This window comes from Erythrobacter sp. JB1-4 (genome assembly GCF_057365025.1).
Map to the genome: position 1 here is coordinate 3,115,628 of NZ_CP200292.1, position 25,756 is coordinate 3,141,383.

Annotated in this window: 25 protein-coding genes, 1 tRNA gene and 1 pseudogene; 8 read left to right on the top strand and 19 right to left on the bottom strand. The window is 56.6% G+C overall.

Annotated features, from left to right (window positions below):
- Window positions 1-6 precede the first annotated feature (6 nt).
- The 11 genes and pseudogenes from phoB to recJ all read right to left on the bottom strand — a co-directional run bounded on the left by phoB (window position 7) and on the right by recJ (window position 10,753).
- The gene (gene phoB / locus AC0V61_RS14555) at window positions 7-696 is read right to left on the bottom strand and encodes a phosphate regulon transcriptional regulator PhoB (protein ID WP_486158695.1); all 690 of its coding nucleotides are present in this window, start codon (window positions 694-696) and stop codon (window positions 7-9) included.
- Window positions 697-826: 130 nt separating this feature from the next.
- Window positions 827-1,498 carry a phosphate signaling complex protein PhoU gene (gene phoU, locus AC0V61_RS14560; protein WP_486159574.1) on the bottom strand — a complete coding sequence of 224 codons (672 nt, stop codon included), beginning with the start codon at window positions 1,496-1,498 and terminating at the stop codon, window positions 827-829.
- The gene (gene pstB, locus AC0V61_RS14565; RefSeq protein WP_486159576.1) at window positions 1,495-2,241 is read right to left on the bottom strand and encodes a phosphate ABC transporter ATP-binding protein PstB; all 747 of its coding nucleotides are present in this window, start codon (window positions 2,239-2,241) and stop codon (window positions 1,495-1,497) included. Before pstB ends, phoU begins: the two co-directional genes overlap by 4 nt.
- A 38-nt stretch (window positions 2,242-2,279) precedes the next feature.
- Complete coding sequence (locus AC0V61_RS14570; protein ID WP_486159578.1) at window positions 2,280-2,789, bottom strand: ABC transporter permease subunit; 510 nt, start codon at window positions 2,787-2,789, stop codon at window positions 2,280-2,282.
- A 338-nt stretch (window positions 2,790-3,127) separates the two neighbouring features.
- Window positions 3,128-3,571, bottom strand: a pseudogene (locus tag AC0V61_RS14575) (DUF3333 domain-containing protein); the annotation flags it as partial.
- The gene (gene pstC / locus AC0V61_RS14580; protein ID WP_486159580.1) at window positions 3,564-4,940 is read right to left on the bottom strand and encodes a phosphate ABC transporter permease subunit PstC; all 1,377 of its coding nucleotides are present in this window, start codon (window positions 4,938-4,940) and stop codon (window positions 3,564-3,566) included. The gene pstC and the pseudogene AC0V61_RS14575, both read right to left, overlap by 8 nt.
- A 27-nt stretch (window positions 4,941-4,967) precedes the next feature.
- Complete coding sequence (locus AC0V61_RS14585; protein WP_486159582.1) at window positions 4,968-5,996, bottom strand: substrate-binding domain-containing protein; 1,029 nt, start codon at window positions 5,994-5,996, stop codon at window positions 4,968-4,970.
- 175 nt (window positions 5,997-6,171) lie between these two features.
- Entirely contained in the window at window positions 6,172-7,440 is a 1,269-nt protein-coding gene (locus tag AC0V61_RS14590; protein WP_486158698.1) for an OprO/OprP family phosphate-selective porin, read from the bottom strand.
- Window positions 7,441-7,478: 38 nt separating this feature from the next.
- A complete protein-coding gene (locus AC0V61_RS14595) occupies window positions 7,479-8,672 on the bottom strand; it encodes an ATP-binding protein (RefSeq protein WP_486158700.1) in 1,194 nt (397 codons plus the stop codon).
- Between the two features lie 118 nt (window positions 8,673-8,790).
- Window positions 8,791-8,865, bottom strand: a tRNA-Glu gene (locus AC0V61_RS14600).
- Window positions 8,866-8,971: 106 nt separating this feature from the next.
- Window positions 8,972-10,753 carry a single-stranded-DNA-specific exonuclease RecJ gene (gene recJ / locus AC0V61_RS14605; RefSeq protein WP_486158702.1) on the bottom strand — a complete coding sequence of 594 codons (1,782 nt, stop codon included), beginning with the start codon at window positions 10,751-10,753 and terminating at the stop codon, window positions 8,972-8,974.
- A 262-nt stretch (window positions 10,754-11,015) separates the two neighbouring features.
- Here recJ and AC0V61_RS14610 point away from each other — a divergent pair, with 262 nt between their 5' ends.
- From AC0V61_RS14610 to AC0V61_RS14620, 3 genes are all read left to right on the top strand, one after another.
- Window positions 11,016-11,318, top strand: a complete 303-nt coding sequence (locus AC0V61_RS14610; RefSeq protein ID WP_486158704.1) for a flavodoxin family protein — start codon at window positions 11,016-11,018, stop codon at window positions 11,316-11,318.
- A gap of 149 nt (window positions 11,319-11,467) precedes the next feature.
- Window positions 11,468-12,289 carry a hypothetical protein gene (locus AC0V61_RS14615; RefSeq protein WP_486158706.1) on the top strand — a complete coding sequence of 274 codons (822 nt, stop codon included), beginning with the start codon at window positions 11,468-11,470 and terminating at the stop codon, window positions 12,287-12,289.
- A gap of 84 nt (window positions 12,290-12,373) precedes the next feature.
- Window positions 12,374-12,895, top strand: coding sequence for an AHH domain-containing protein (locus AC0V61_RS14620; RefSeq protein ID WP_486158708.1), 522 nt, complete (start codon window positions 12,374-12,376; stop codon window positions 12,893-12,895).
- Between the two features lie 3 nt (window positions 12,896-12,898).
- Here AC0V61_RS14620 and AC0V61_RS14625 read toward each other — a convergent pair whose 3' ends face one another.
- Window positions 12,899-13,903: an NAD(P)H-dependent flavin oxidoreductase gene (locus AC0V61_RS14625; protein WP_486158709.1), complete on the bottom strand. Its 1,005-nt coding sequence runs from the start codon at window positions 13,901-13,903 to the stop codon at window positions 12,899-12,901.
- Window positions 13,904-13,952: 49 nt separating this feature from the next.
- Entirely contained in the window at window positions 13,953-14,999 is a 1,047-nt protein-coding gene (locus AC0V61_RS14630) for an amidohydrolase family protein (protein WP_486158711.1), read from the bottom strand.
- A gap of 321 nt (window positions 15,000-15,320) precedes the next feature.
- On the opposite strand from AC0V61_RS14630, the gene pepF reads away from it, so the two are divergent.
- Together pepF and AC0V61_RS14640 are read left to right on the top strand one after the other, a co-directional pair.
- A complete protein-coding gene (pepF, locus tag AC0V61_RS14635) occupies window positions 15,321-17,213 on the top strand; it encodes an oligoendopeptidase F (RefSeq protein WP_486158713.1) in 1,893 nt (630 codons plus the stop codon).
- Between the two features lie 101 nt (window positions 17,214-17,314).
- Complete coding sequence (locus AC0V61_RS14640; RefSeq protein ID WP_486158715.1) at window positions 17,315-18,091, top strand: hypothetical protein; 777 nt, start codon at window positions 17,315-17,317, stop codon at window positions 18,089-18,091.
- 40 nt (window positions 18,092-18,131) lie between these two features.
- On the opposite strand, the gene leuA is transcribed toward AC0V61_RS14640, so the two are convergent.
- Window positions 18,132-19,796, bottom strand: coding sequence for a 2-isopropylmalate synthase (leuA, locus tag AC0V61_RS14645; protein WP_486158716.1), 1,665 nt, complete (start codon window positions 19,794-19,796; stop codon window positions 18,132-18,134).
- A gap of 347 nt (window positions 19,797-20,143) precedes the next feature.
- Between leuA and AC0V61_RS14650 the strand changes: the two genes are divergently transcribed.
- Window positions 20,144-20,704, top strand: a complete 561-nt coding sequence (locus AC0V61_RS14650; RefSeq protein WP_486158717.1) for a YHS domain-containing (seleno)protein — start codon at window positions 20,144-20,146, stop codon at window positions 20,702-20,704.
- Between the two features lie 75 nt (window positions 20,705-20,779).
- Here the strand turns inward: AC0V61_RS14650 and AC0V61_RS14655 are convergent, their stop codons facing one another.
- Both AC0V61_RS14655 and AC0V61_RS14660 read right to left on the bottom strand, forming a co-directional pair.
- The gene (locus tag AC0V61_RS14655; protein WP_486158719.1) at window positions 20,780-21,211 is read right to left on the bottom strand and encodes a hypothetical protein; all 432 of its coding nucleotides are present in this window, start codon (window positions 21,209-21,211) and stop codon (window positions 20,780-20,782) included.
- 24 nt (window positions 21,212-21,235) lie between these two features.
- Window positions 21,236-22,387: an alpha-hydroxy acid oxidase gene (locus AC0V61_RS14660; RefSeq protein ID WP_486158720.1), complete on the bottom strand. Its 1,152-nt coding sequence runs from the start codon at window positions 22,385-22,387 to the stop codon at window positions 21,236-21,238.
- A 243-nt stretch (window positions 22,388-22,630) separates the two neighbouring features.
- Here AC0V61_RS14660 and AC0V61_RS14665 point away from each other — a divergent pair, with 243 nt between their 5' ends.
- The gene (locus AC0V61_RS14665) at window positions 22,631-23,113 is read left to right on the top strand and encodes a YHS domain-containing (seleno)protein (protein ID WP_486158721.1); all 483 of its coding nucleotides are present in this window, start codon (window positions 22,631-22,633) and stop codon (window positions 23,111-23,113) included.
- A 113-nt stretch (window positions 23,114-23,226) separates the two neighbouring features.
- Window positions 23,227-23,610: a hypothetical protein gene (locus tag AC0V61_RS14670; protein ID WP_486158723.1), complete on the top strand. Its 384-nt coding sequence runs from the start codon at window positions 23,227-23,229 to the stop codon at window positions 23,608-23,610.
- Window positions 23,611-23,709: 99 nt separating this feature from the next.
- On the opposite strand, the gene AC0V61_RS14675 is transcribed toward AC0V61_RS14670, so the two are convergent.
- The 3 genes from AC0V61_RS14675 to ilvC are packed head-to-tail and all read right to left on the bottom strand — an operon-like array spanning window position 23,710 to window position 25,720.
- The gene (locus tag AC0V61_RS14675; RefSeq protein ID WP_486158725.1) at window positions 23,710-24,309 is read right to left on the bottom strand and encodes a DUF4329 domain-containing protein; all 600 of its coding nucleotides are present in this window, start codon (window positions 24,307-24,309) and stop codon (window positions 23,710-23,712) included.
- Window positions 24,309-24,659 carry a DUF2200 domain-containing protein gene (locus AC0V61_RS14680; RefSeq protein ID WP_486158727.1) on the bottom strand — a complete coding sequence of 117 codons (351 nt, stop codon included), beginning with the start codon at window positions 24,657-24,659 and terminating at the stop codon, window positions 24,309-24,311. Before AC0V61_RS14680 ends, AC0V61_RS14675 begins: the two co-directional genes overlap by 1 nt.
- A gap of 41 nt (window positions 24,660-24,700) precedes the next feature.
- On the bottom strand, window positions 24,701-25,720 hold the full coding sequence (gene ilvC / locus AC0V61_RS14685; protein WP_486158729.1) for a ketol-acid reductoisomerase: 1,020 nt from the start codon (window positions 25,718-25,720) through the stop codon (window positions 24,701-24,703).
- Between the last annotated feature and the right edge of the window lie 36 nt (window positions 25,721-25,756).

The following is a 25,756-nucleotide window of genomic DNA, read 5'->3' on the forward strand; positions in this document are numbered from 1 at the left end:
AGGGGTCTAAGCCGTCTCGAGCGCGTATCCGGCAGAGCGCACGGTGCGGATCGGGTCTTTCACGCCTTCCACTCCGATGGCTTTGCGAAGGCGGCGGATGTGGACGTCCACTGTGCGAAGCTCAATGTCAGAGCCTGTGCCCCATACCCCGTCCAGCAATTGGCCACGGCTGAACACGCGGCCCGGGCTTTCCATGAAGAATTTCAGCAAGCGGTATTCGGTTGGCCCCAATTGCAGCGATTGGCCACGGCGTTGCACCTTGTGAGCCACAGGGTCGAGCTTGATATCGCCCACTTCAATCGTCTCGCCAGCAAGCGCAGGGCGAATGCGCCGCATAACAGCGGCCACACGCGCGAGCAGTTCACGCGGAGAAAACGGCTTCGTCAGGTAATCATCTGCGCCCATCTCAAGCCCGCGCACCCGGTCATCTTCTGCCTCACGCGCGGTCAGCATGATGATCGGAACATGCGCGGTTTCCTTGTCCCGGCGAAGGCGGCGGCACACCTCAATCCCGCTGGTGCCCTCAATCATCCAATCGAGGATGATCAGGTCCGGCACTTCTTCGCGCGCCAGGATCATGGCTTCATCGCCGTCCTTGGTGCTGCGCACGTCATAGCCTTCGTTTTGGAACCGGTATTCAAGCAGTTCGGAAAGCGCGGGGTCGTCTTCAACCAGGAGCAGTTTGGCAGCGAACATAAAAGCTCATCTCCTACGTGGAACCCCTAGGACTCGGGCCCGGTGCATCATCAGATGTTTCACCCACGCTACAGTTTTATGACGAGGTGGCATGCAAGTTTTCCACATGGCAACCCGCAACGCGAGCACACTAGCGGTCTTCTTCGGGGGGATAGGTTCCTGTCGCAGCAAAGTGCACCATCTCTGCGACATTGGTGGCATGGTCGCCGATACGTTCAAGGTTGCGTGCAACAAACAGCAATTGTGCCGCGCTCGAAATGGTCGCAGGGTTTTCGACCATATGGCTGACAAGATTGCGGAAAATGCTGTCGTAAAAGGCATCGACCTTATTGTCGGTTGCGATCACTTCGCGCGCCAGATCCGGGTCGCGCGCTGCATAGGCTGTGAGGACATCGTGGACCATCTCTGCGGCGACTTCGCCCATTGCCGGTAGCAATGTCAAAGGCTCAAACCGGTCACGTCCCTCAATCCTGTCGACGCGTTTGGCGATGTTTTTCGAATAGTCACCAATACGTTCAATCACGCCGCCGATCTTAAGCGCTGCAATAACTTCGCGAAGATCATCTGCCATCGGGGCGCGAAGGGCAATCACGCGGATGGCAAGTTTATCCACCTGGGCTTCGAGCTCATCGAGCCGCTTATCGCCTGCCACAACCTTTTGAGCGCGCTCGGCATCGCCCGACACAAGAGAAGCCAAAGCCTCTTCAATCGCCACCTCGGCAAGGCCGCCCATCTCACCGATCAGGCCGCGAAGCCGGGTGATGTCTTCATCAAAGGCCTTGACTGTGTGGTCTGACACTATCCGTACCGTCCAGTAATATAGTCTTTGGTACGTGGCTGGATGGGATTGGTAAAGATGTCGTTGGTGCCGCCATACTCGACGATTTCTCCCAAGTGGAAGAAGGCCGTGCGGTCCGAGACCCGCGCTGCTTGCTGCATCGAGTGGGTAACGATGACGATGGCATAGCGGGTGGATAGCTCAGAGATCAGTTCTTCGATCTTGGCAGTTGCGATGGGATCAAGCGCTGAACAAGGTTCGTCCATCAGGATGACTTCAGGATCAACCGCAATCGCGCGCGCGATGCACAGGCGTTGTTGTTGACCACCTGAAAGCGCAGTGCCCGGATCGCTTAGCCGGTCCTTTACCTCTTCCCACAATCCCGCGCGCGTAAGCGAGGTTTCCACGATCTCATCAAGGTCGCTTTTGTGCTCGAAAATGCCGTGAATGCGAGGACCATAGGCGATGTTATCATAGATCGATTTGGGAAAAGGGTTGGGCTTTTGAAAGACCATTCCCACCCGTGCGCGCAGTTGCACGACATCCATGTTTGAGGCGTAGATGTTTTCGCCATCTAGTTCGATATTGCCCTCAACCCGTGCCGAGGGGATCGTATCGTTCATGCGGTTCAACGCCCGAAGAAATGTCGATTTGCCGCAGCCTGACGGGCCGATAAAAGCGGTTACAAATTTGCCCGGAATGGTGATGGAGACATCTTTGATCGCCTGTTTCTCGCCATAGAAAACCGAGACGTTCTCGGCGCTCATTTTGGCTTCGAGGGCTTCAAGATTGGGATGGATTTCGGTCACCAGGATTTCTCAAACTTGTTGCGCAGATAAATGGCAACACCATTCATCAGGAGGAGGACGATCAAAAGCACGATGATAGCGGCGCTTGTGCGCTCGACAAAGCCGCGGTCGATTTCATCGGACCAAAGGAAAATTTGCACCGGAAGGACGGTGGCAGCCGAGGTGAAGCCTTCGGGCGGCGTTGCGACAAAAGCGCGCAAGCCGATAAGGATGAGCGGCGCCGTCTCACCAAGAGCCCGCGCCATGCCGATGATTGTGCCGGTGAGCATTCCGGGAAGCGCAAGTGGCAGGACATGGTGGAACACGACCTGCACCGGCGATGCCCCGATTGCCAGCGCACCATCGCGGATAGAGGGGGGACAGCTTTGATGGCGTTGCGCCCGGAAATGACGATCACGGGCATGGTCATCAATGCCAAGGTGATCCCGGCGATGATCGGAGTGGAGCGAAGATTGGGGAAGGCTGCCATCAGGAAGAACAGCCCTAAAAGGCCAAAGATGATTGATGGAACGGCTGCAAGGTTGTTGATTGAGACTTCAAGAAAATCGGTCCAACGGTTTTTTGGAGCATATTCTTCAAGGTAGAGCGCCGCCATAATCCCTATTGGGAAGGCAAGGGCAAAGGTGACCAGCATGGTCAGAACCGTGCCCTTCAACGCGCCCCAAATGCCTGCCAATTGTGGGTCGGTCGCATCAGAGCGGTCGAAAAAGCCCCAATCAAAATTACGCTCAATCAAGCCTTTTGCGGCGAGTTCCTGCGCCAGTTCGCGCATCGCTGGCACGCCTTCCCCAACGTACCCTGCTGCAAGGTCAGCAGAGGCTGGCAAGTAAATCACTTGATTGCGGGTCAAGATTTGCGGGTTGGCGTGGACCATGTCTGCCACCTCGCGCCAGCTCTCCATATTGAGCTGCCGCGCGCCGTCTGCGCCAAGGCTTGCGCGGGCGGCGTCAGAAACGACGGTGCGAAGGCCTTGTTCATCCAAGCTGCGCATGGTTTCAATTGCAGTGGCGTTTTGTGATGCAAGGGTGAGCCCGCTTTCAACAAAGTTTATCTCAACCGCAAGCTCGGTGCGCTGAAAGCCGCCAATGCCGCTCCATGCCATATTGACAAGCAGCAGGACGAGCGCTGCGATCGATACGCAAATCGCTGCAAGGCCCAGCAGCTTGAACCGCCGTTCTGATGCGTAGCGAGCCTTCAGGCGCTTTTCGAACCGCTGCGTGCGGTGCGCGCTTACAGGGCTGTCGCCTGCCGGCTCAATGCCGGGGGAAAGAGTTGCTGCGTCACTCATAAGCTTCGCGATACCTTTTGACGACGCTCAAGGCGACGAAGTTCAAGCCAAGGGTCACTAGGAACAAAACAAAGCCCAAAGCAAAAGCGCTCAAGGTTGCAGGGTGATCGAAACTGCCTTCGCCCGTCAACATCGCGACGATCTGGACCGTCACGGTTGTCATGGAATCGAGAGGGTTGGCGGACAAATTGGCAGCGGTGGAGGCCGCCATCACAACGATCATCGTCTCACCGATCGCGCGGCTGATCGCAAGCATGACGCCGCCAACAATGCCCGGAAGAGCTGCTGGAACAAGCACTTGTTTGATTGTCTCAGAAGTCGTTGCACCCATGGCAAGGCTGCCGTCGCGCATCGCTTGGGGCACAGCGGCGATGCTGTCATCGGCCATGGAAGAGACGAATGGGATAATCATGACGCCCATCACAAGCCCTGCGGCAAGCGCGCTTTCGGAAGAGGCGTTGGCGATCCCCACCGACATGGCGATATCGCGGATCATCGGGGCGATAGTGAGCGCTGCGAAATAGCCATAGACCACGGTTGGCACACCGGCGAGCACTTCGAGCGCAGGCTTTGCGACTGCCCGCAAGCGCGGGTCTGCGTATTGCGTCAGGTAAATCGCGCTCATCATGCCGATAGGAATGGCGACGATCATGGCGATAATAGCGCCGATCAAAAGCGTGCCCCAGAACAATGGGATCGCGCCGTAGCGTGATGGATCGGGGTTTGCGGCATTTGCCATCGGGTCAGGCGACCAAAAGGTGCCGAACAAAAAGTCGAGTGGTGAGACCATTTCAAAAAACCGGAAGGTTTCGAAAATGAGGCTCGCCAGAATGCCAAATGTGCTGAACACTGCTACCAATGAGGCAAGGATGAGCGCGGCCATAATGACCCGTTCCACCCGCGAACGGGCGCCAAAATCGGGTTTGATGCGCAAATAGGAATAAGCGCCTGCTGCCCCTGCGATCATCAAAGTGATGGCAATCCCAATCCAGCGATACAGCGAGACCGCATCGGAATAGGGCGCAACCATGGGCAGCGCGTCAGGGTTATCGGTCGACGCTTCCCATCCGTAAGCAACCGCGCGCGCATCTCTTAGCGCCTGGAGCCGTTCGCTCTCGATTGCAGGAAGCCCGCTTGCTGCTGGATCGGCCAAGGCCGTTTGCAGGACATAAGAGGGTGATGCTTCATACCACACAAAGGCAAAGAGCATTGCCGGGATCAAAATCCACAGCGCGACGTACCAGCCGTGATAATTGGGCAGGCTTAAAAGGCGCCCGCCATTATCCGCTCGCAAAACCCAAGCACGGCTGCGCGCGGCGATCCAGCCAGCAAGAGCCAAGCCCAAGACCAAGAGAAACAAAGCGGCCAGCGTCTTATCCTAACTCTTCAAAAGGCATCACTTGAGCTGCGATCCGTCCATGATGGTATATTCGGTCGCAGCGGCAAAGCTTTGGGCTTTCACGTCATCGGGGGAGGCCACTAGACCAATGCTTGCCAAGGGGCCACCGCGATCCCACATTTTTGTCCACTCACGTAGGTATTCGGCAAGCCCATCGATCTGTTCGACATGCGCTTTTTTGGCGTAAACATAAAGCGGACGCGCGCCGGGGTAGTCGAAGCTTGAGATATTGTCATAGGTGGGATCAAACCCGTTCATGGGCAATCCTTGGACCTTGTCGACATTCTCTTCGAGGTAGGAATAGCCAAAGACCCCAACCGCGCTTTCGTTGCTCTCAATCTTCTGGACGATGAGATTGTCCTGCTCGCCTTGCTCAACAAACAGGCCATCGCCGCGCACTTCGGTGCAGATTTGGGCGTGGCGGTCCTTGTCGGATTTCTTGAGCGCTTTCATGCGCGGATCGGTGTCACATCCCGCCTCAAGCACAAGTTCTTTGAGAGCATCGCGCGTGCCAGAGGTGGTGGGCGGACCATAGACAAGGATGGGAATATCCGGCAGCGATGGGTCCACATCAGCCCACGTCTGCGTCGTCTGTTCACCGCCATAAGGTGCCGCTGCCAATGCCTCGTAAACGATTTTTTGAGTGAGGTTGAGCTCAATCCCGCCCTGGGCAGAGGCAAAAGCGATCCCGTCGAGCCCGACCTGAATTTCCACGATTTCCGTGACGCCGTTTTCCATGCAGGTGGCGTATTCCGACGCCTTCATCCGGCGCGAGGCATTGGCGGTATCAGGTGTGTTGGGGCCCATCCCTGAACAAAACAGCTGCATCCCCGCACCAGAGCCGTTGGCCTCGATAATGGGGGAGGGGTATTCCGGATAAGAACGCGCCATGGATTCGGCCACACGCTCTGCGAATGGGGAGACCGTCGAGGAACCAACCGCGCGAACAGCCCCGCGCGTTTCAACAGTGCCCAGCTCATCAGCGCATGCGCCAAGCGAGATGCAGCACGCTGCCAGCACAGCCATTGATTTGTTGAACGACAAAAGATTCACTCCCCGAGCCTTGGTAATTGCCCTTAGAGATTGATGTTACAGGATGGAGACTCAAAGGGCAGAAGTTTGGATGTGCAATCGCGAAGTTTTCCCCTGAAACAGATTTCACGAACCCAATATGCGAACAGCTTTTTGCCAACAGATCACGTTAAAAGACAAATTGCCCCCTCACGGCCATGACATGGGCGATGTAGGACGCATCGCCTTCAGCCTGCGGGAAATTGGCATCCCGGTAAGCTGCAAGGCCATAATTCGCGAGAAATCGAACATGATTGGTGGCTTTCCAGATCAGCGAGGCTTGCACACTGTCTTGTGTGCCACCTTGGATGATATCTGACGCAAGATCGAGATGATCGTAGCGCACGTTAAGCTGAAGCGCGCCAATGCCGCCGCCACCGACTGGTCGTGCGGGTCGCACAGGACCAAAGACACCGCGTTTGTAGGCGCGCGTATCACCTTTCGTGAGGAACATTCCCACCTCCGCTGAAAGACCATGGAAATTGGGATTTCCAAGCGGGCCGGGGCGATTGACCTTCTGGGAATACCCCTCGATTGTGGCATGGAATGGTCCAGCGATTGCAGCCGCCTCAAGCCCAATGCCAAGCTCGCTTGTCGCGGAGAATTGCCCGGTGTCGAGAAACCGATTGCCCGTCCAATTGACAAGTGGCCGCTGTCGATAGCGAAGGCGGCGATCATCGCCCAGATCGTTGAAATGGACAGACCCACCAAAATGGAGCTGTGTTGGCCCGGCCTTTGGCGCAAAAACCAAGCGGCCATCCAAACTTTTGTCTCCGCCTCCAATGTCCTCGTAATTGTCTGAGAAAACCCCGGCTTGAGCAAGGAAGGGGCCCTTTGCATACTCAATCGCCGCTCCCAATCGGCGTTCAAAGGCGAAAGCATCGGTGAAGCTTGCCCGCTCGATAAATGAGGTGTTGAGGGTGCTGGAGAGTTCTTCGATGCCTTTGAAGTTCCGGAACAGCCCACCGGTGAACTTGAAATTGCCGCTTGTGTGCGAGGCGTAGGCGTCGATCACGATGACTTGTTCGCCAGAGACATTGGCCTCTATTTTATAGTCCAACGCCCCTGCAAGCCTGCCGCTTCCCCCAAGCCTTAATCTGCGCGCTTGAGCCCCAAACCCGCTGTCCGCCCCGGTGGAGCTGGGCGCGCTGATATAGCCAAAGTCCAGGTCCACACGGGCGCGCGGATCAAAGCTCCACCGATCTTCATCCGGTGCCACATCATTGTCTTGGGCAGGATTATCTTGGGCTGGCAGTTCGATGACCAGATTTTGAGCCTCGCCAGCCTCGTCATCCTCGCTTTGTTCACCAAGCGCAGTGTTTGCCAACACCGTGGCCGGCGCCACACCTATAAAGGCTGCGACAACAAAACGGTGCAATTTGACGATGTTCACAGCCATGTACCGATCTTGCCGAAACAGGCCTCCTTTTCAAAACTCTACGCCGCAACCTTTTTGTTAGGCAGCGCTGGAAGCCTCACGATGACGCTGGTGCCCACGCCTTGCTCGCTTTCGATGTCGAGCCGTCCGCGGTGGCGTTCTACGATATGCTTGACGATAGCAAGCCCAAGGCCCGTACCGCCAGAGGCGCGGCTTCGGCCTGGATCGGTTCGGTAAAAACGCCGCGTGAGGTGAGGGACGTGCTCGGGCGCGATGCCATCGCCATTATCGCTCACCGTGACACGCGCTTCGCCAATGCGAGAATGATCAAGGCGCACCCGGACACGCGTTTTGGGTGCGCCGTATTTCATTGAGTTTTCGACCAGGTTGCGAACCACTTGTTCTAACTGCTGTTGGTCCCCTTGCACCCGGGGTCGTTCGATCAGCTGAATATCGAGCCTATCGCTGCGGTCAGGACCAGCCGCATCGCGCGCTGCTTGTTCGATGAGCGGGGCAAGGTCGAGGTGTGCCTCGGGCAGATCGTGTTTTTCCGCTTCGACCCGCGACAAGCTCATCAGATCGCTGATGAGGCTTTGCATGCGCTTTGCCTCGCGCTCGATTGTGCCAAGAAACTTTTGCGATGTTGGCGTATCGAACTCAGCCCCGCTTTCACTCAACGTTTCGACATAGCCAAGGATTGAGGCAAGGGGGGTGCGCAGTTCGTGGCTGGCGTTGGCGACAAAATCGGTGTGCGCGCGGCTAATATCTGCCTCAGCGCTCATATTGATAAGCTCGACCACGGCAAGGTCGCTATCAATTGCGTGCCGGTTGATACGCCAGATATCTTGCCGCCTCACAAGACCGCGAACGGTTGCCTGACCGCCTTTGGCTTTCTCAAACAAAGCAACAGCGGCAGGCTGTCTGAAGACCACGCGGGCATCTTGTTCTGCGATATGCGTGCCAAGCAGTTTGCGAGCAGCGCGATTGGCGATTGCGATTGTGTTGCGGTCTGTGACCATCACAGGCGTTGAAGAGTTTTCAAGCAGCTCTCGCATTGAGGACAGGCTCAGCCCTGCGCGCTTGTTGCCTGCGCGTGCGGCCGGCGGCTTGCTTGAGACAAGGAAGAGAGAGCCAATCCACACGATCAACACCGAGATGATGAGAAACGGATCAAGGCCAAGCAGCAGGATCGCACTGCAGGTAATGACCGCAAGCCAAATGGCGATCAGAGGAAATCTGCGAGCTTCATCCATACGCAGCGATTTACCGCGCGTTTGGCGCAGGTCAAACGGGTATTTTACCCTGACAACAATTTGTGAGGAAATGCCGCTTTGCGAATATTGTGCGCCTCTCTTGCTAGAGAGGTGGTGGTGGTGACCCGTACGGGAATCGAACCCGTGTTTCAGCCGTGAAAGGGCCGCGTCCTAACCGCTAGACGAACGGGCCACGCTCGCTTTCGGAAGCGCGCCAATACGGGGGCTGTCACAAAGGGTCAAGCCCTCTAGGTGTAAGTTTTGCGAAAAAAGTTTGAGCGATGGGACAATCGGCAAACTTAATCGGCAAAAGCGGCGTCTTCCAAATGAAGTTCAGCCGCAGGGCGAGGGCCCCAATCATCGATCTTTACGCGCCCGGCAAGGTGGAACCGGCGCGAGGCACTACGGTGCAAAAGTGTTTGCGCCATTTCGGTCTCAGCGGCGCGAAAAGCGATGGCCTTGAAGCTTTTGCCATCTTGGCCCGCAGCGATGACACGCAAATGGTCTTTCCCCACAATATCGGCCTTGACGATGCGCACCGGGCCCACAGCAACGCGCGGCGCGGGCCAACCAACGCCGTAAGGACCAGCCGCCTCCAAAGTGGACACCAACTGCGTTGTCAGGCCTCCGGGGGTCAAAGAGAGGTCCAACTGCATCGATTGGGAAAGGCGAGCCCGGTCAACATCGCGCGCCAATCGCGTATCGAGAAACTCGCTGAACGCGGCAAGCTTTCCCTCTTTGATTGTGAGCCCTGCGGCCATGGCATGCCCCCCGCCTGCCACAAGCAAGCCTTCCTCGCGCGCCGCAATGATCGCAGCGCCAAGATCAACCCCGCTGATAGAACGGCCAGAGCCTTTGCCCTCATTGCCATCTAACGCGATCACGATGGAAGGCTTGCCGGTCTTCTCTTTGATCCGCCCAGCGACAATGCCGATCACCCCCGGATGCCAACCACTTGCTGCAAGCACTTGGACAGACATGTTGTGCTGACCATCAAGCTGTGCTTCGGCGGCCTCTTGCACTTCGGCTTCGATAGCCCGGCGTTCCTCGTTGAGGGCTGAGAGTTGCTCAGCGATCTCTCGTGCTTCTTCGGGGTCATTGGTTGTCAGCAACCTTACGCCCAGCGTGGATTCTCCAATCCGGCCCCCTGCGTTAATCCGCGGCCCCAAGGCAAAGCCCAGGTCTGATGCGATAGGTGCGCGTTTCAATCGACTGGCATCGATAAGAGCCGACATGCCGATCCGGTCGCGGCGCGCGAGGACCTTTAACCCTTGCGCCACAAAAGCACGGTTGAGCCCATGGAGCGCGGCCACATCGGCCACCGTACCCAAAGCGACAAGGTCAAGCAGGGCCATTAAGTCGGGCTCTTTGCGCCCTTCAAAAAATCCGCGCTCGCGCAATGTCCGAACCAAAGCGATGGCCAATAAGAACGCGACACCCACAGCGGCCAAATGTCCATGAGCTGCGGCCAGATCGCTTTCGTCAAGGCGGTTGGGGTTCACCAATGCAGCGGTGGGCGGCAGATCAGGCGAGCATTTGTGATGGTCAACCACAATCACATCGACACCCGCCTCGCGCGCCATGGTGAGCGCCTCGTGTGCCATTGCCCCGCAATCAACGGTCACAATCAGGCTTGAGCCTTGCTCGGCAAGCTTGACCAGAGCCTCACCGCTGGGCCCGTATCCTTCAAGCAGGCGATCAGGGATGTAATAGCCTGCATCCACGCCAAGGCTGCGAAACAGGTCAATCAACAGCGCCGCGCTCGTCGCCCCGTCGACGTCATAGTCGCCATAAACAGTGATCTGTTCGTTCGCTGCAATGGCATCGGCTATCCGTTGGGCTGCGCGGTCCATATCGCGAAATTCAGAAGGGTTAGGCAGAAATTCGCGCATGGTGGGTGATGTGTGTTTGGGCAAATCTTCGCGTGCCACGCCGCGCGACATCAAAAGCTGATCAAGGATGTCGCTGCCAAGGTCATAGGTTTGATCTCCGCAATCCATCGTCCCCCCGCGCCACAACCAAGAGCGGCCGCCAAGCGACTGGGAGACACCAAGAACGTTAGAAAGAGCGCGAGAAGCCATAGCGTTCTAAATAACCGATCAATGGCTTGGATGACAGGCTTTGCACGTTGACAATCGACAGTCTGCTGAGATTGTTGCGCGCATGGATGAGGATAGGACGCTCCTGGTCATATGGCACAGCCGCACGGGCGCAAGCGAGCAGATGGCAAAAGCCGCCGCGCGCCATGACAACGCGGTGCTTGTGCGGGCCTGCGATGTATCCCCGCCGGACCTTCTCCAAGCGTGTGCCTATCTGTTTGTTTGCCCAGAGAACCTTGCGTCCATGAGCGGCGAAATGAAGGAAATGTTTGACCGCAATTATTATCCGGTTCTCGGGCAAATCGAGGGCAGGGCGTATGCATCGATCATCGCTGCGGGTTCTGATGGGGCGGGCGCTCAAAAACAATTGGACCGGATCGCGACCGGTTGGCGGCTTAAGCGCGTGGCTGATCCGATGATTGTTAACTTTGCCGCACAGACGCCTGAAGACATTTTAAAAACAAAAGAAATTACCGCCAAGGTCGAAGCAGATTGCATGGATTTGGGGATGTCAATTTCTGAAGGCATTGCTCTGGGTGTATTCTAGTTTACAATTGAGAGAGAATGGATGGGGGCTGTTACAAGGATTTACCCGCCCGGAATAAAAGACAAATTTGCCTTTTTTACATTTCTGATGGATAGAGTTGCACGGTGCAACCTGTCCGCCGGTGTGCAAATCGAAGAGGGGGACGTGTTATGACTGAATATCGTCTCTCTGGGCCACAAGGCCTCTTCTTGCTCTTTGCCCGTGGAAAGCGGCCCGATCTGCGCGCAGTCAGGGAATTTGCCGCCTGCCACCCCAAAGTCACAATCAGTCATGATCCTCTCGAAATTGCTCCAGATTACCGCGTAAGCGCAGATGACGGCGGCTTAGAACAAGCTGGCGAGACCATGGCCAATATTCGCCAGGATCAGGTGTGGGTTGAGTTGCTGCGCGAGGGCATGACGTTTGAACTTGCCGGACTTTCGCCTGGCGCGGGAAGACCATTTCCACCTCTGTGGCACAGGTTTGACCTCGACCAATTGCCCACCGCGGATGCATTCGATGTGCTGCACCTGACGCCGGGGCATCACCTTGCAGGTGGTGAACGCATGATGCCGGTCGCTAAGGCGCTCCTTGGGCTTGCCCGCGATCTTGTCGATCATTTTGACGAGCTTGCAGGGGTTATCTGGCCCCCATCCATGAGCGCAATTGGCCATCAATTCTTTGAATCGGTCATAACCGCTTGGCTTGAAGGTGGGCCTTTCCCCGCCCTTGGACTTACCGCCTTTCGCGAAGCTGCCGATGGCGCACTGCAAAGCGAAGGGCTTGGCTTTTGGATTGACCAAGAAGTGCGCATCGAACCCCCGCTTGCGCATGATAAAGTGGCCGCGACAAGATTGGGTGTAAGGTTAATTAACCAGTTAGTATTGGTCGGTGGTGTAGAAGCGAGCGAGCGGGTGGTGGCACCTGACGGTACAAATCTCGTCATGCGCCCCTCTCGCAATGGAAAATTTGTAAGAGTATGGCGAGAATGACCGCCGACGACGAGGGATCAGTTGTCTGGGTTAAAAGCGCTGGAAACGGCGCACGGAATTTCAGGTGCAAGATCGCTAGGGACAGTGCAGGGTCCGCGGCCCCTTCGTCCTACCCAAACCACAATCACCTTCCAGTCTGTTAACAAGCGCGGGTCGCCGCTGTATGACCCGGGGCTTCAACGCCATCACCTTTTGCCCAAACAATTGTTAGCTAAACGCTACTTCCGGCGCATGTTTGAAAGCATCGGCAGAGTAAGGGTCGGCTTTGACGATTTCCGCTACAATGGGTTGCTTCTTCCCTCGACTGAGCAAGCCTCGATTTACACCGGCCTGCCGCTCCACCGGGGGCCGCATCCTGTTTACAACGAGCTTGTTATCGAGCGGATGGGGGCGATTGAAAGCCGCTGGGACCTTCTTCAGAGGAAAGACGCCGATACCGCGCAAACCGAAGCCTTGGGCCGTATGCGCCTTCTGCAAAGGGCGCTGCGCATACGGCTTATCAATGAGCGCAAAGGTTTCGTGCTCAACCGCAAGGACCCGCTTGGCACCGGCTTTAACTTCGATACGCTCGATGCGATGGCCGAGCAGATTTGGTCCTCGACCTGAGGATTACTCAGCCGCCTCTGCCATAGTGTTCCATGAGGTGTAGTCAGACACGCCAAGCATCCGGCCGCGCGCCTCGTGATATTCGCGCTCGAACCGTGCAACCATGTCCTCAACGGTGCCCACAGATTTAACCGCGCCGATGCCCTGGCCCGAACCCCAAATGTCTTTCCACGCCTTGGCCTTCGTGTTGCCGCCAGAGCCAAAGTTCATCTTCGAAGGATCGCTTGTTGGTAGGTTGTCCGGGTCCATTCCAGCGTTCTCAATCGAGGAACGCAGGTAATTGCCATGAACGCCAGTAAACAGGTTCGAATAGACAATGCCTTCCGCAGAACCATCGACGATGCCTTGCTTATAGCCTTGATCAGCGTTCGCTTCTTCGGTCGCGATAAAGGCGCTTCCGCAATAGCCGAAGTCTGCGCCAACCGCTTGGGCTGAGAGGATCGAGGCACCGTGTCCGATAGAGCCGGAAAGTGCGATAAGGCCATCAAACCACTCACGAATTTCGCGTACCAGAGCGAACGGTGATTGCGTGCCTGCATGGCCACCAGCACCGGCTGCCACCGGGATAAGGCCATCCGCGCCTTTCTCAATCGCCTTATTGGCAAAGCGGTTGTTGATGACATCGTGCATGGTGATGCCGCCCCAGTTGCGCACCGCATCAAAGATTTCCGTGCGCGCGCCAAGCGAGGTGATCACCATGGGGACCTGCCATTTCTCGCAGGTTTTCATGTCTTCCATCACGCGATCGTTTGACTTGTGGACGATCTGGTTGACGGCGAAAGGTGCCGCGGGCTTATCAGGGTTCTCGCGGTTGTGTTTGGCAAGCTCCTCGGTGATTTGGTGCAGCCATTCATCAAGAAGGGTCTGTGGCCGCGCATTCAACGCTGGAAAGCTGCCGATGATTCCTGCCTTACACTGCGCAATGACCAGCTCTGGGCCAGAGACGATAAACAGCGGTGAACCGATCAGCGGCAAGCGAAGACGGTCAAACGGGGCGGGCAGGGACATGCATTTCTCTCCAAATCAATTCCGGCAAGCGATAAGTTGCCTTTTGCAATTAAGCAATCAGGTCTTCTAATCCATAGAACCGGCTCGCGTTCCCGGCATATAGCGCGGATTTCTCATCATCGCTGGCATCAGCTGTGATCCGCTTAAAGGTGTTCCACAGCACCGGATAGCTCGCGCCCCAACGGTCAACGGGGTAATTGCTCTCAAACATAGCGCGCGATGTGCCGAAGGCCTCAATGCAGGTCTCGATATAGGGCTTCCACAGCGGGGCAAGACGCTCAGAGGACCAGCCCGCAGCAGGACCTTCTGGCGGAAGGTTGCAATTGGACATGGCAAGCCCGCCAAGCTTCACCATGACATTCTGGCACCGCCCAAGCTCCATGATCGCCTCGCGCCAGATGGGAAAGCGTTCTTCAAGCCTGCCTGAATAGCTCTCATTGCCCAGCGGAGTGCCGCAATGGTCGAGGCAGATCGGTGTATCGGGAAAGGTGCGCGCCAAGTCGATCACATCGCCAATTTGCGGCTCCAAAACCCACGCGTCAAAGCTTAATCCCCGTTTGCCAAGCTCGGCAAACCCCTCGCGGAAGGTCGCATCGCGGTAAAGCTCTGCGGGTGCATGAAACGGAGGGCCAAGCACTTGCGCGTCGGCATCCCATGCGCCTTGGTGCCGAATGCCTTTGAACCGCGCAGGGGCAGCAGCTTTCAAAGCGTCAAGCACTTCCCCCGCGCCAGCGCCCAGCATAAGGTCGGCATGTCCCACTATCCCTGCACAAAGCCGGGTGTCACCGTAAAGGCCGCTAGCCGATTGGGCAGCAACGCCGTTCACATATTCGACCTCGCCAACCGGTTTCAGCGCCTCGCCCAAAGCGTTGTTGTAGAACGCCCCGCATTCCATAAAGACGGTGCCGATCACATTGTGGCCGCTTTGCGCGACTTCGGCGTTGAATTGATCGAATGTGTAATGCGCCACCGGCACAAGCGTTTCGATAAAGCGGTGATGCGGCTCTGGAAACATCGGCATCATGGGCCGCAAGTCCCACAGGTGGTGGTGGGGATCGATGATCGGTAGATCGGCTTCCAAGATGGCTTCGGTCATCGGCTGTTTCTCTCCCTCATCATATTGAATTCAATTCAATATCGTTTTTCTTATGTTTAACAACGCCTTGCCAGAAGTTTGGCACATTTGGCACACTGTTCAGGGGCCAAAAACCTGTTGTGCCAGCGCTCGCCCGAAAACGGCGCTGTTTGAGAGTGTGTGTGTTGCATATTCCTTGGATAGTCCAGCCTTGCCGGGGTAGGAAACCACCAAGCCATGCGCGTTCATCGATTGGGGTTGCAATTTCGACCAATTGCAATTGTCTTGCAGCGATAGGCTGCGCCAGCGCTCACAGATCAGATTTTCAGGGACAATCAAACCATGCCAAATCTTGTAACTCGCACTCTTGCCTTGGCGCTTGCCTCCAGCGCGCTTGCCGCCTTTCCTGTTCACGCGCAGGATACCGCAACCCAAGTCGCCGCCGTTGACGAGGCGAACACTTGGGACCTCACCCCGTTCTATCCCACTAAAGAGGCTTGGGATGCAGAGTTTGATCGTCTGCGCGCAAATATCGAAGGGCTCGCGCCATACGAAGGGCGAATTGGTGAGAGCTCTGCAACCCTGCTTGAGGCGCTCGAATTGCGCTCTGCTTTTAGCAAAGAACTGTCGCGCATGGGCGTTTATGCCTCCAACTCACGCAACGTCGACCTTGGCGCGCCTGCGGGTCAGGAAATGCTCGGCCGGTTGCAAGCGCTTGGCCGGGCCGCTGGCGCGAACAGCGCGTTTTTCGTGCCCGAAGTGGCGGCGATGGGCGAAGAAAAGCTCATGGGCTTTATCGCCGAAGAACCGGGCCTTGAAAAACACGCCTTCTTCCTTCGCGATGTCCTGCGCCAGTCAAAGCACGTGCTGTCCCCTGAAACAGAGCAGACGCTAACCCTTCTGGGCGGTGCAATCGGTGCCTCGCAAAACGTGCGCGACCTGCTTGCCAATGCCGAGATTGAGTGGCCGACCATTACGCTGAGCGATGGCACCGAAGCTGTGATCAGCACGGCGGGCTATGCAAAGTATCGCCAAGCTCCCAACCGCGCTGATCGGATCGCCACTTTCGATGCGTTCTGGGGCACATGGAAGAAATACGAGAGCACACTTGGTGCAGCGCTCAACGGCGAAGTTCAGGGCAATGTGGGCGCTGCGAAAGCGCGCGGATATGAAAACACGCTCTCATACTTCCTTTCAGGCGATAACGTCCCGCAAGAGGTCTATCGCACGCTGGTCGACACAACCAATGACCGCATCGACGTGCTGCACCGCTATTTCGCTTTGCGGGCACGGATGCTGGAGGTGGAGGACCTTGGCTATCACGATATTTACCCCTCGCTTGTCAAAACCGATCTGACGTTCCCGATTGATGAAACGCGCGAACATGTGCTCGCCTCAATGGAGCCGCTGGGTGAGGAGTTTGTCGCCAAGTTTGATGCAGCGAGCCAAGCGCGCTGGATGCATGTGTACCCGCAAGCCGGTAAGCGTTCAGGCGCTTACATGTCAGGCGGTGCCTATGATGTGCACCCGCTGATCCTCCTCAACCACCAGGACGATTACAACTCAGCCTCAACCTATGCCCATGAATGGGGCCACGCGTTGCACAAGGTTCTGACCAATGAGAACCAGCCTTTTGAGCTCTCCAATTTCTCGATCTTCACCACCGAAATCGCTGCAATTGCGCAAGAGTTGATGCTGGCCGATTACATGTTGGAGAACGCCAAGGACGATAATGAGCGCCTGTTTTACCTTGGCCAATCTCTTGAGCAAATGCGCGGCACGTTCTTCCGCCAAGTGATGTTTTCAGAGTTTGAGGTCGCAGTTCACGAGGCGGTTGAGCGCGGGGAGGCTCTCACCGGTGCGCGCATGACTAAGATTTATGGCGATATCCTCAAGCGCTATCACGGGCACGAGGAAGGCGTGATGGAAATCACCGACCGTGAGGCGATTGAATGGGCGTATATCCCGCACTTCTATTACAACTTCTACGTCTACCAATACGCGACCTCGATTGCGGGGGCGGCGTATTTTGTCGATGAGATCAAGGAAAACGGCGACAGCGCGCGTGACACCTATCTCGCCATGCTAAAGGCGGGTGGTTCAGATTATCCGACCGAGATTTTGAAGGACGCCGGCCTCGATATGACCACCCGCGCGCCCTATGATGCGGTGATAGACCGGATGGACGCAGTGATGGATGAGATTGAGGCGATCTTGGAGCGGCAGGGCAAGTAATCCCAGTTGCGTTCTTTCTCGCAAGCCCCAAAAATCAAAGGTATACGGTCCCATAGGCGGCGAAAAGCCGCGTTGCTTATGGGATCGTAGGAGCGGATCCCTTGAGAGGGAAACTGGCACGTTTGACCGTGGTGAGCACCGCGGCACTCACATTTGCATCCGCATCGGCGACACAGCCAATGTCCAATGCGGTAACGGATATGCGTGATCCGGCGCATTCGACCTATGCCAATTGCGAGTTTCCAAAGAACTTCTCCAAACAGTTTCCCAAACGCACGCTCAAAAAGGCGCTCAAAAAGGTAAGTACGAGCATCAATCGTGAGAGCCCGAACGTTCTCAAAAGGCGCAATGTGATAACCGGTACACGGGTCACATCGGAAAATGTGTACAAAGCAGATCTGATGGGCTTTTCGAATGAGGGGAGAGGCCGGACCTACGCCGCCATTGGCCAATCCTTGGATGGTCCGAAGAACTATTCGATCATAGTCAGCAACACCCGACATACATCAGGTTCAAAGGACACCGTGTATAACGAGCTTGCTGAGCTGTACATAAAACAGGGCGAAGAGATCATCGCCGTTCCACTGACCGTTTCATCCGAACTCGGGTGGTGCAGCAGCAATCCCGCTCCACAGCCGCCCAGTTGTTTCAGCACCCGCACATCGGATTTTAGCGTGGATGAGGCGTTGTTTGAGGCGCTGGCCAATTTTGACCCGACCCAAGCGATTTCAGTCACATGGAAACGCGTGGACGGGGAAATGGCGCAATGCCCGCTCTATTTTTCCCCGCTGAGCTTTAAATCGGTCCTCATCAAGATCGACGAAGCCTATGAGAGAGCTGCGACCAAGCGCGCTGAACAAATCGCCAAAGGCATTTGAGGCGTGGTCTGAGGGTGCCCGGCCGTTTGACCGTTTAGCCTCACGCCGCCGAATTGGCCGCGCTCAGCACCGCTCTTACGCTCGCGGTCGAAACATCGGTATCAATCCCGCAGCCCCAGATAATGCGTTCGCCAGATTGGCACATCAGATATGCCGCTGCCTTCGCATTGCGGCCGGTGCCAAGCGCGTGTTCGCTATAGTCGAGAACTTTGAGCTCCAGATCAAAAGCTTCTTCTAAGGTGGTGAGCACGCTTGAGATAAGGCCGGTGCCGCGTCCAGAAAGGCTTTGTTCGCCGCCATCAACCGCGATCTTGCCTGCGAACAGCCGAGTGCCATCCGACGCGCGGCTTTCCTCATAGTCGACAAGCTGGAATTTCCGGTCGGATGAACCGATGTGATAGGCACCCTTGAAGGCGTCCCAAATGTCGGCGGCGTTGAGTTCGCGGCCAAGTTCGTCTGCCATGTGTTGGACATGACGCGAGAAGTCAGCCTGCATTTTCTTGGGCAGTTTGAGGCCCTGGTCTTGTTCCAGCACCCATGCAAAACCGCCTTTACCGCTTTGTGAGTTCACGCGGATGACCGCTTCATAATCGCGGCCCAAGTCCGCAGGGTCGATGGGGAGGTAAGGCACGCGCCACAACTCATCATTCTGGGCGCTGTGCGCCTCAAAGCCCTTCTTAATCGCGTCCTGGTGGCTGCCTGAGAACGCGGTGTAGACCAATTCGCCGCCGTAAGGATGGCGTTGGTGGACGGGCAGGTCATTGCAATATTCGACCGTCTCTATCACGCGGTCGATGTTGGAAAAATCAAGCTCAGGGTTGACGCCTTGCGTGTACATATTGAGCGCCATTGTCACGAGGCAGCAATTGCCCGTGCGCTCGCCATTGCCGAACAAACATCCCTCGACCCGGTCCGCGCCTGCCATCAAGCCTAGCTCAGCAGCAGCCACGCCTGTGCCTCGGTCGTTGTGCGTGTGAAGGCTGATCACGGCGCTTTCGCGACCCGGCAGATGCTTGCAGAAATATTCGATCTGATCGGCGTAGATATTGGGGGTAGCCGCCTCGACCGTTGCGGGCAGATTTAAAATGATGGGCTTGTCAGGCGTAGGCTGAAGCACTTCCATCACGGCTGCGCACACCTCGATGGAGAAGTCGATTTCAGCAGTGGAGAAGGTTTCAGGCGAATATTGGAAGTGCCAATCGGTGTCCGGCTGCTGAGCGGCGCAATCTCGCATGACCTTTGCGCCGGTTTTGGCAATTTCGCGCACTTCGTCTTTGCTCATGCGGAAGACAATGTCGCGCCAGGCAGGGCTCACCGCATTATAGAGGTGGACGATGGCAGCGCGCGCACCGCGAAGGCTCTCAAACGAGGTGCGGATCAGGTCTTCGCGGCTTTGTGTGAGCACTTGGACCGTCACATCGTCCGGCACCGCATCGCCCCTAACAAGGCCAGAGATAAAATCGAACTCGGTCGCCCCGGCGCTGGGGAAACCCACCTCAATCTCTTTAACGCCCACCTCAACCAGCAGGTCGAAGAACCGGCGTTTCTTCACCGCATCCATGGGATCGATAATCGACTGATTGCCATCGCGAAGATCGGTCGAAAGCCAGCGCGGGGCTTTATCAATAGTGCGCGATGGCCATTGGCGATCAGGCAAATTAATCTGCGGGAAGGGGCGGTATTTGGCGGATGGATTTTTCAGCATGGCTTAGGCTCGCTCAGCTTGGCATTTGGTTTTGGAAGTGACGGTTTTTGCAGCCCCTTGAACGGTGGGCCGCGTCATCTTCACGCGCGAAGCCCTACGCCGTCCAAGGGCGGGTAAGTCGTAGGAGTAGCGTGAGGCCGTAAGTCATATGTGTAGCTTTTGCCGATTTAATGGGGGAGTGCAAGATTATGCATCCTCAAAATGCGCTATTTTCCAGACGGTTTGTCATTTTTTGTGGCGCCTGAGAATTTTCGTGTAACCTAATCAGCGGGACTGGCGAAACTGTCATTGACCCAGCAATCAGGCCGCTGGGAAAAATGAAGTTACGTTAAATGGAGGATACCCCGATGAAAAAATCACTTTTTACTCTCGCACTGCTCGCAACCGTTGCTGCATGTTCTGCTCCTGCTGAAAATGCCTCTGAAGGCGATTCCATGATGGCGGCTGACGCTGCTGCTGCTGAAGATACGGCGCTCTTTGCTGACCTTGGTGGCGAAGCGGAAAACCCGATCTACACCGAGAACAAGGGCGAGACTTTGGCTGTGCGCGGCTATGACGTTGTCAGCTATTTTGTAGGCGAGGGCACACCTGTCGTAGGCACGGAAGGATTGACCGTACGCTACAACGGCTATGACTATCGCTTCGCTAACGAAGACAACGCCAACACCTTTATCGAAGACCCTGCAAAATATGCCCCTGCATATGGCGGTTACTGCGCTTGGGCGATTGGCGCCAATGATGCGCTGGCACCAGGCGATCCGGAAGTTTACGAAATCGTGGATGGCACGCTGTATCTGAACTTTAGCAAAGATGTTCAGACCAAATGGGAAAAGGACATCCCAGGCTTCATCGAAAGCGGTGACAAGAACTACCCAACTCATTCAGCCGATGAGCACTACAAAGGCTAATCGTTGAACCACAAACAAAAAGCCCGGTGCTGATCGCTCAGCGCCGGGCTTTTTTGTGCCTATCGCATGCTTGCTTTAACCGCAGCGGGCATCCCGGATCACGCCAAGATTGTCGATCATGATGTTAAGGCGTGGGTTGGTCGCATCCGGGTTGATGGTTGCACCGCCTGGCGTCACAAAGCGCACCTGGGATGCGCCAGCAGCTGCAAGGGTAATGGCCGAGCGTGTTGCTTCATCTGCCTGCTTGCCGATGAAATCCCCCATCAGATTGGCCTTGCAGATTGAGCTTTGCGGATCGGTAGCGGTGCCCGGGGCATACACACCTTCAGCAGCGCCGGGCAAAGGTTGCGCGACAGTTGGCGCGTTGGTCGCCTGTGCAGCAGGGCTTTTTTGAGCGCCGCCGTTAATACGGGCAGCAAAATCATCGGCATTTGCCGCGCTTTTGTCCGGGCTCGCGCCGCAAGCAGACACGGCTATGGCCAAAAGAATTGCAGAGTATTTCTTCAAGGCTGCTCCCCTTTGTTTCAACGCTTATGCGCGGTGCCTTAGCCGCTCGGCCGTCAATTGGTCCACAGATGTGACACCCATAAGACGCATGCCGCGCTCGATTTCGTCTTTCAAAATAGAAAGCGCGCGTTCGACACCGTCCTGACCTGCTGCGGCAAGAGCATAAAGGTATAGCCGGCCGCCCGACGCTGCTGTTGCTCCGGTGCAAAGAGCTTTCAATGCGTGTGTCCCGCGGCGCACTCCGCCATCGCAGATAATCTCAATTTCTCCGCCAACGGCATCGACAATTTCGGGCAGCTGATCAAACGGCGCGCGGCTGCCATCCAATTGCCGCCCGCCGTGGTTGGATATCATGATGGCATCCGCCCCAATCTCAACCGCGCGCCGTGCATCGCCTGCGCTCATCACGCCTTTAAGGACGAAAGTGCCGCCCCATTGCTCGCGAATGCTAGCAGCGGTGCTCCAATCCATCGATGTGTCGAGCATGGTGTTGAAATATTCCGCAATGCTCACCGCTTGCGCCGACCCTTCGCTTACATGGGTGTCGAGATTGGGAAGCCGGAATTTCTCACGGAAGAGATAATCGAGGGTCCAACGCGGCCGGGTGGCGTAACTCAAGACGCTGGCTGGCGTGAAACGGGGAGGGGTGGTGAAACCGCTCCTGAGGCACCGCTCGCGTTTGCCGGATACGATGGTGTCTACTGTCAGAGCCAGCGCGTCGAACTTCGCCGCCTGACACCGCTCAATCATATGGGTGTTAAGCCCTTTGTCCTTGTGCACATAAAGCTGGAACATCTTAGGCCCCGTAGTTAGGGCAGCGATCTCCTCAATCGAACGCGTGGCAAGGCTGGAGATACCAAACCACAGGCCGAACTTCTCAGCCGCCCTCGCAACCGCTGTCTCACCCTGCCAATGAAAGGCGCGCTGCACGGCGGTGGGAGACAGGATCAGGGGCAGAGCGCTTTTGCGGCCAAGGATTGTGCAGGAGGTGTCGATTGCCTCCACCCCGGCCAGCACATCGGGCACCAAATCGACGCTAGCATAGCTTTCAGTGTTGCGCGCTTTGGTAAGCTCATCGTCGGCTGCACCATCGATATAATCGAACACAGGGAAGGGCAGCCGCGCTTTGGCAAGGCGGCGGAAATCGTCGATATTGTGGCAATCGGTAAGGCGCATATTGGCTGCCGCTTTAGGCGCAGGCCTCACACTTTCAAACTTTTTTGAAGCAAGGTGTCACCTTTTTGCATGGGCCCACGAAACAACAGATGTGCGCGGCCGCAAGGCGCTCCTCGGGTTCCCGCCGGTTCCCCCCTTACACCGGCAGACACCCTAGCCCCCTTGCCCGACCAGCCCTTGCGGTCGCCGCACAACGACAATCGCTTTCGGTCCCCCCTGAAAGCGAATTCAAGGAGAATACAAATGAAATTCAGGTATCTAGCGCTCGTGACCGCTGCGATGCTTTCGACCCCGGTTGCCCTTAGTGCCCCCGCGCTGGCTGATGGCGGCGTGTTTGTCGGCGTAGAAGGCAGCAATGTTGCTGTTAGCGGATATGACACAGTCAGCTACTTCCAGGGCGACGGCAAACCCGTCCTTGGCAGCGCCAATTTCAAAGTGAAGCACGGCGGCGCTGTCTTTCACTTCTCAAGCCAGGCAAACGCGGACGCATTCAGCGCGAACCCCGATGCATACGCGCCGCAATATGGTGGCCACTGTGCATGGGCGATGAGCCGCGGCGCGCTCGCACCCGGAGACCCCACGCTTTATAAAATCCACGATGGAAAGCTCTATTTGAACTTCAATCGCAATGTGCAGGGCACTTGGCTTGGCGACATTGATGGCTTCATCGCAAAATCAGATCCTGCCTGGGCTGCGACCCCGGACGGTAAGAAATTCGGCGATTAATTTGAACCTTAATTGGCGGTCTGAGAACTTACGAAAGAACACCTTTGCACCAATGCAGGGCCGGACCGCCCAATTCTCATCAGGCAATAATTTACAACGAAGAGGATGAGAGAATGACTAAGAACACAAGCTTCACCAAAATGTTGATGGTCGCTGGCGGCCTTGCGGCGGCGACTGCTGGCGCGCCTGCGGCTGCAGACGTCCCATGTGGCCCAAGCGGTTTTTCAAACAGCGGTGTGAGCTCCAGCTCTAGCTATGCAGAGCGCCGCGCTAACCGCGAGGCTCGACGTCAAGCCAAGGCGGAACGCAAAGCGGCCTGCGCTGCAGCTGCGTGTGCCGCTGCGGCATGTCAGGCGAGTGCGTGTGCAGCCTCAGCATGCGCTGCTTCTGCATGTGAAGCATCGGCCTGCGCCGCCTCCGCCTGTGCCGCTTCTGCCTGTGCCGCTTCTGGCTGCGAAGCTTCAGCGTGCGCTGCATCAGCCTGCGGCGCTGCATAAATCGCGCACCCGCTGCCTGACGGGTGTGTGCTTGAGTGTGGTTGGAGGGTCGTTCCTCCTAGCTCCTTCGACCACACTCTTTTTTTCAGGTAATAACAATCAGCAAGCTGGCGTGGGCGCTTCAAAGCGCTGCGCCAGCTTTTCGATTGTATAGGTGTTGGCGATCTTATCGCCTGGACATGGGCGATACCGCCCATCTTGGATCAAGCAGCCTTCGCCGCACGCAAGTGTTGCGATCCCGGTCTCGTGGTCCACCCACCAAAACCGGCCTCCGGGCGTTGCGATATAGCCATCGATCCTGCTTTCCATATCGCTTTGAATATCGGTGATAGACGGGACTTCACTGTCGTAATCGGCGCTAAAACGGCCGTGGGTGTGAAAGCTGGCGATAGGCACCATTCCGGGCTCGTCGAAATATTGAAGGTCGCAGGTCGCCTCATCGCCGTCCCTTGGGAATGAGGCCCCGAGTTCAGCCTCGCTGGTTTCAAAGACAATTCCGCACAGTTCAATGTTTTCGGCAAAGCTGCGGTCTTGCAGGGCATTAAGTTGCTCGCGCGCGAAGGCTTGAACCTCGGATTGCGGCACGACCGGTTGGAGCGCATCGGCGCCCTTAACATTCATATAGGCGCGCGCGATAATCACCACAAAAGCGATGGCGCAAAGGGCATAGAGGATACGGGTGTTGCGGCTGACTTCCATTAGGGGGCGCGAAGTATGCTCTCCATTTTCTTGCCCTTGGCAAGCTCATCGACGAGTTTGTCCATATAGCGCAGCTCGCGCATGTAGGGTTGCTCAACCTCTTCAACGCGCACGCCGCAGACAACGCCTTTGATTAGCTCACGGTCCGGGTTGAGAGGCGCTGCATCGATGAGGCTGCGGCAATCGGTCTTGGCCTCAAGATGCGCATTGAGCTCGCCTTGCGAAAAGCCGGTAAGCCAGCACAGGACCTGGTCAAGCTCAGCCTTAGTGCGTCCCTTCTTCTCGACCTTATTGACATAGGCCGGATAAAGCGAAGCAAACGGCATCAAAGTTACATCGCGTTTAGCCATATGATCCCCCTCGCTTGAGATTAGCGAGGGGGAGTATTGCCTTAGTTTTTGGCTTTGTCGACCAGCTTGTTGGCGCTGATCCATGGCATCATGGCGCGCAATTCTGAACCGGTTTTCTCAATCGGATGCGCTTCGGCACGCTTGCGAGCGGCTTTAAGCTCTGGCTGGCCTGCGCGGTTGTCGAGGACGAAGTCTTTCACAAAGCGACCCGACTGAATGTCGTCGAGAACGCGCTTCATTTCAGCCTTTGTCTCATCGGTGATGATGCGTGGGCCGGTGGTGATGTCGCCATATTCCGCCGTGTTCGAGATCGAATAACGCATGTTGGCAATGCCGCCTTCATAAAGGAGGTCAACGATCAGCTTGGTCTCGTGAAGGCACTCAAAATAGGCCATTTCCGGCGCGTAGCCAGCTTCGGTCAGCGTCTCGAACCCGGCTTGGATAAGGTGAGTGATCCCGCCGCACAGAACGGCTTGTTCACCGAACAGATCGGTTTCGCACTCTTCGCGGAAATTGGTTTCGATGATGCCAGAGCGGCCACCACCAACGCCCGATGCGTAGGCGAGGGCGACGTCTTTAGCCGCGCCGCTTGCATCTTGGTGGATGGCGATCAGGCAGGGGACACCGCCGCCGCGTTGGTATTCGCTGCGCACCGTGTGGCCCGGGCCTTTGGGCGCGATCATGATGACGTCGATATCATCTTGCGCTTCGATGAGGCCAAAGTGGATATTGAGGCCGTGCGCAAAGGCAAGCGCTGAGCCCGGCTTCAAGCGGCCATGAATGTCATCGGCATAGATCGCGGCTTGATGCTCATCGGGTGCAAGGATCATAAGGATATCGGCCCATTCAGCCGCTTCCTTATTGGACAGCACCTTAAAGCCTGCATCCTCTGCCTTCTTCGCAGTCGCTGAGCCTTCACGCAGCGCAATGGCAACTTCGCCAACGCCGCTGTCGCGCAGGTTCTGTGCGTGTGCGTGGCCTTGTGAGCCATAGCCAAGCACGGCGATTTTCTTGGATTTGACGAGGCCCAAGTCCGCGTCGGCGTCGTAATAGACTTTCATGAGGTTTCCCTTTTGTAATTCGTATTATTGGTATGA

Coding starts and splice junctions, on each gene's coding strand:
- phoB (WP_486158695.1), bottom strand. CDS start 696: ATGTTCGCTGCCAAACTGCTCCTGGTTGAAGACGACCCCGCGCTTTCC.
- pstB (WP_486159576.1), bottom strand. CDS start 2,241: ATGAGCGCCGAGAACGTCTCGGTTTTCTATGGCGAGAAACAGGCGATC.
- AC0V61_RS14585 (WP_486159582.1), bottom strand. CDS start 5,996: ATGGCTGTGCTGGCAGCGTGCTGCATCTCGCTTGGCGCATGCGCTGAT.
- AC0V61_RS14590 (WP_486158698.1), bottom strand. CDS start 7,440: ATGGCTGTGAACATCGTCAAATTGCACCGTTTTGTTGTCGCAGCCTTT.
- AC0V61_RS14595 (WP_486158700.1), bottom strand. CDS start 8,672: ATGGATGAAGCTCGCAGATTTCCTCTGATCGCCATTTGGCTTGCGGTC.
- recJ (WP_486158702.1), bottom strand. CDS start 10,753: ATGGCTTCTCGCGCTCTTTCTAACGTTCTTGGTGTCTCCCAGTCGCTT.
- AC0V61_RS14610 (WP_486158704.1), top strand. CDS start 11,016: ATGAGCGGCGAAATGAAGGAAATGTTTGACCGCAATTATTATCCGGTT.
- AC0V61_RS14615 (WP_486158706.1), top strand. CDS start 11,468: ATGACTGAATATCGTCTCTCTGGGCCACAAGGCCTCTTCTTGCTCTTT.
- AC0V61_RS14625 (WP_486158709.1), bottom strand. CDS start 13,903: ATGTCCCTGCCCGCCCCGTTTGACCGTCTTCGCTTGCCGCTGATCGGT.
- AC0V61_RS14630 (WP_486158711.1), bottom strand. CDS start 14,999: ATGACCGAAGCCATCTTGGAAGCCGATCTACCGATCATCGATCCCCAC.
- pepF (WP_486158713.1), top strand. CDS start 15,321: ATGCCAAATCTTGTAACTCGCACTCTTGCCTTGGCGCTTGCCTCCAGC.
- leuA (WP_486158716.1), bottom strand. CDS start 19,796: ATGCTGAAAAATCCATCCGCCAAATACCGCCCCTTCCCGCAGATTAAT.
- AC0V61_RS14650 (WP_486158717.1), top strand. CDS start 20,144: ATGAAAAAATCACTTTTTACTCTCGCACTGCTCGCAACCGTTGCTGCA.
- AC0V61_RS14660 (WP_486158720.1), bottom strand. CDS start 22,387: ATGCGCCTTACCGATTGCCACAATATCGACGATTTCCGCCGCCTTGCC.
- AC0V61_RS14665 (WP_486158721.1), top strand. CDS start 22,631: ATGAAATTCAGGTATCTAGCGCTCGTGACCGCTGCGATGCTTTCGACC.
- AC0V61_RS14670 (WP_486158723.1), top strand. CDS start 23,227: ATGACTAAGAACACAAGCTTCACCAAAATGTTGATGGTCGCTGGCGGC.
- AC0V61_RS14675 (WP_486158725.1), bottom strand. CDS start 24,309: ATGGAAGTCAGCCGCAACACCCGTATCCTCTATGCCCTTTGCGCCATC.
- AC0V61_RS14680 (WP_486158727.1), bottom strand. CDS start 24,659: ATGGCTAAACGCGATGTAACTTTGATGCCGTTTGCTTCGCTTTATCCG.
- ilvC (WP_486158729.1), bottom strand. CDS start 25,720: ATGAAAGTCTATTACGACGCCGACGCGGACTTGGGCCTCGTCAAATCC.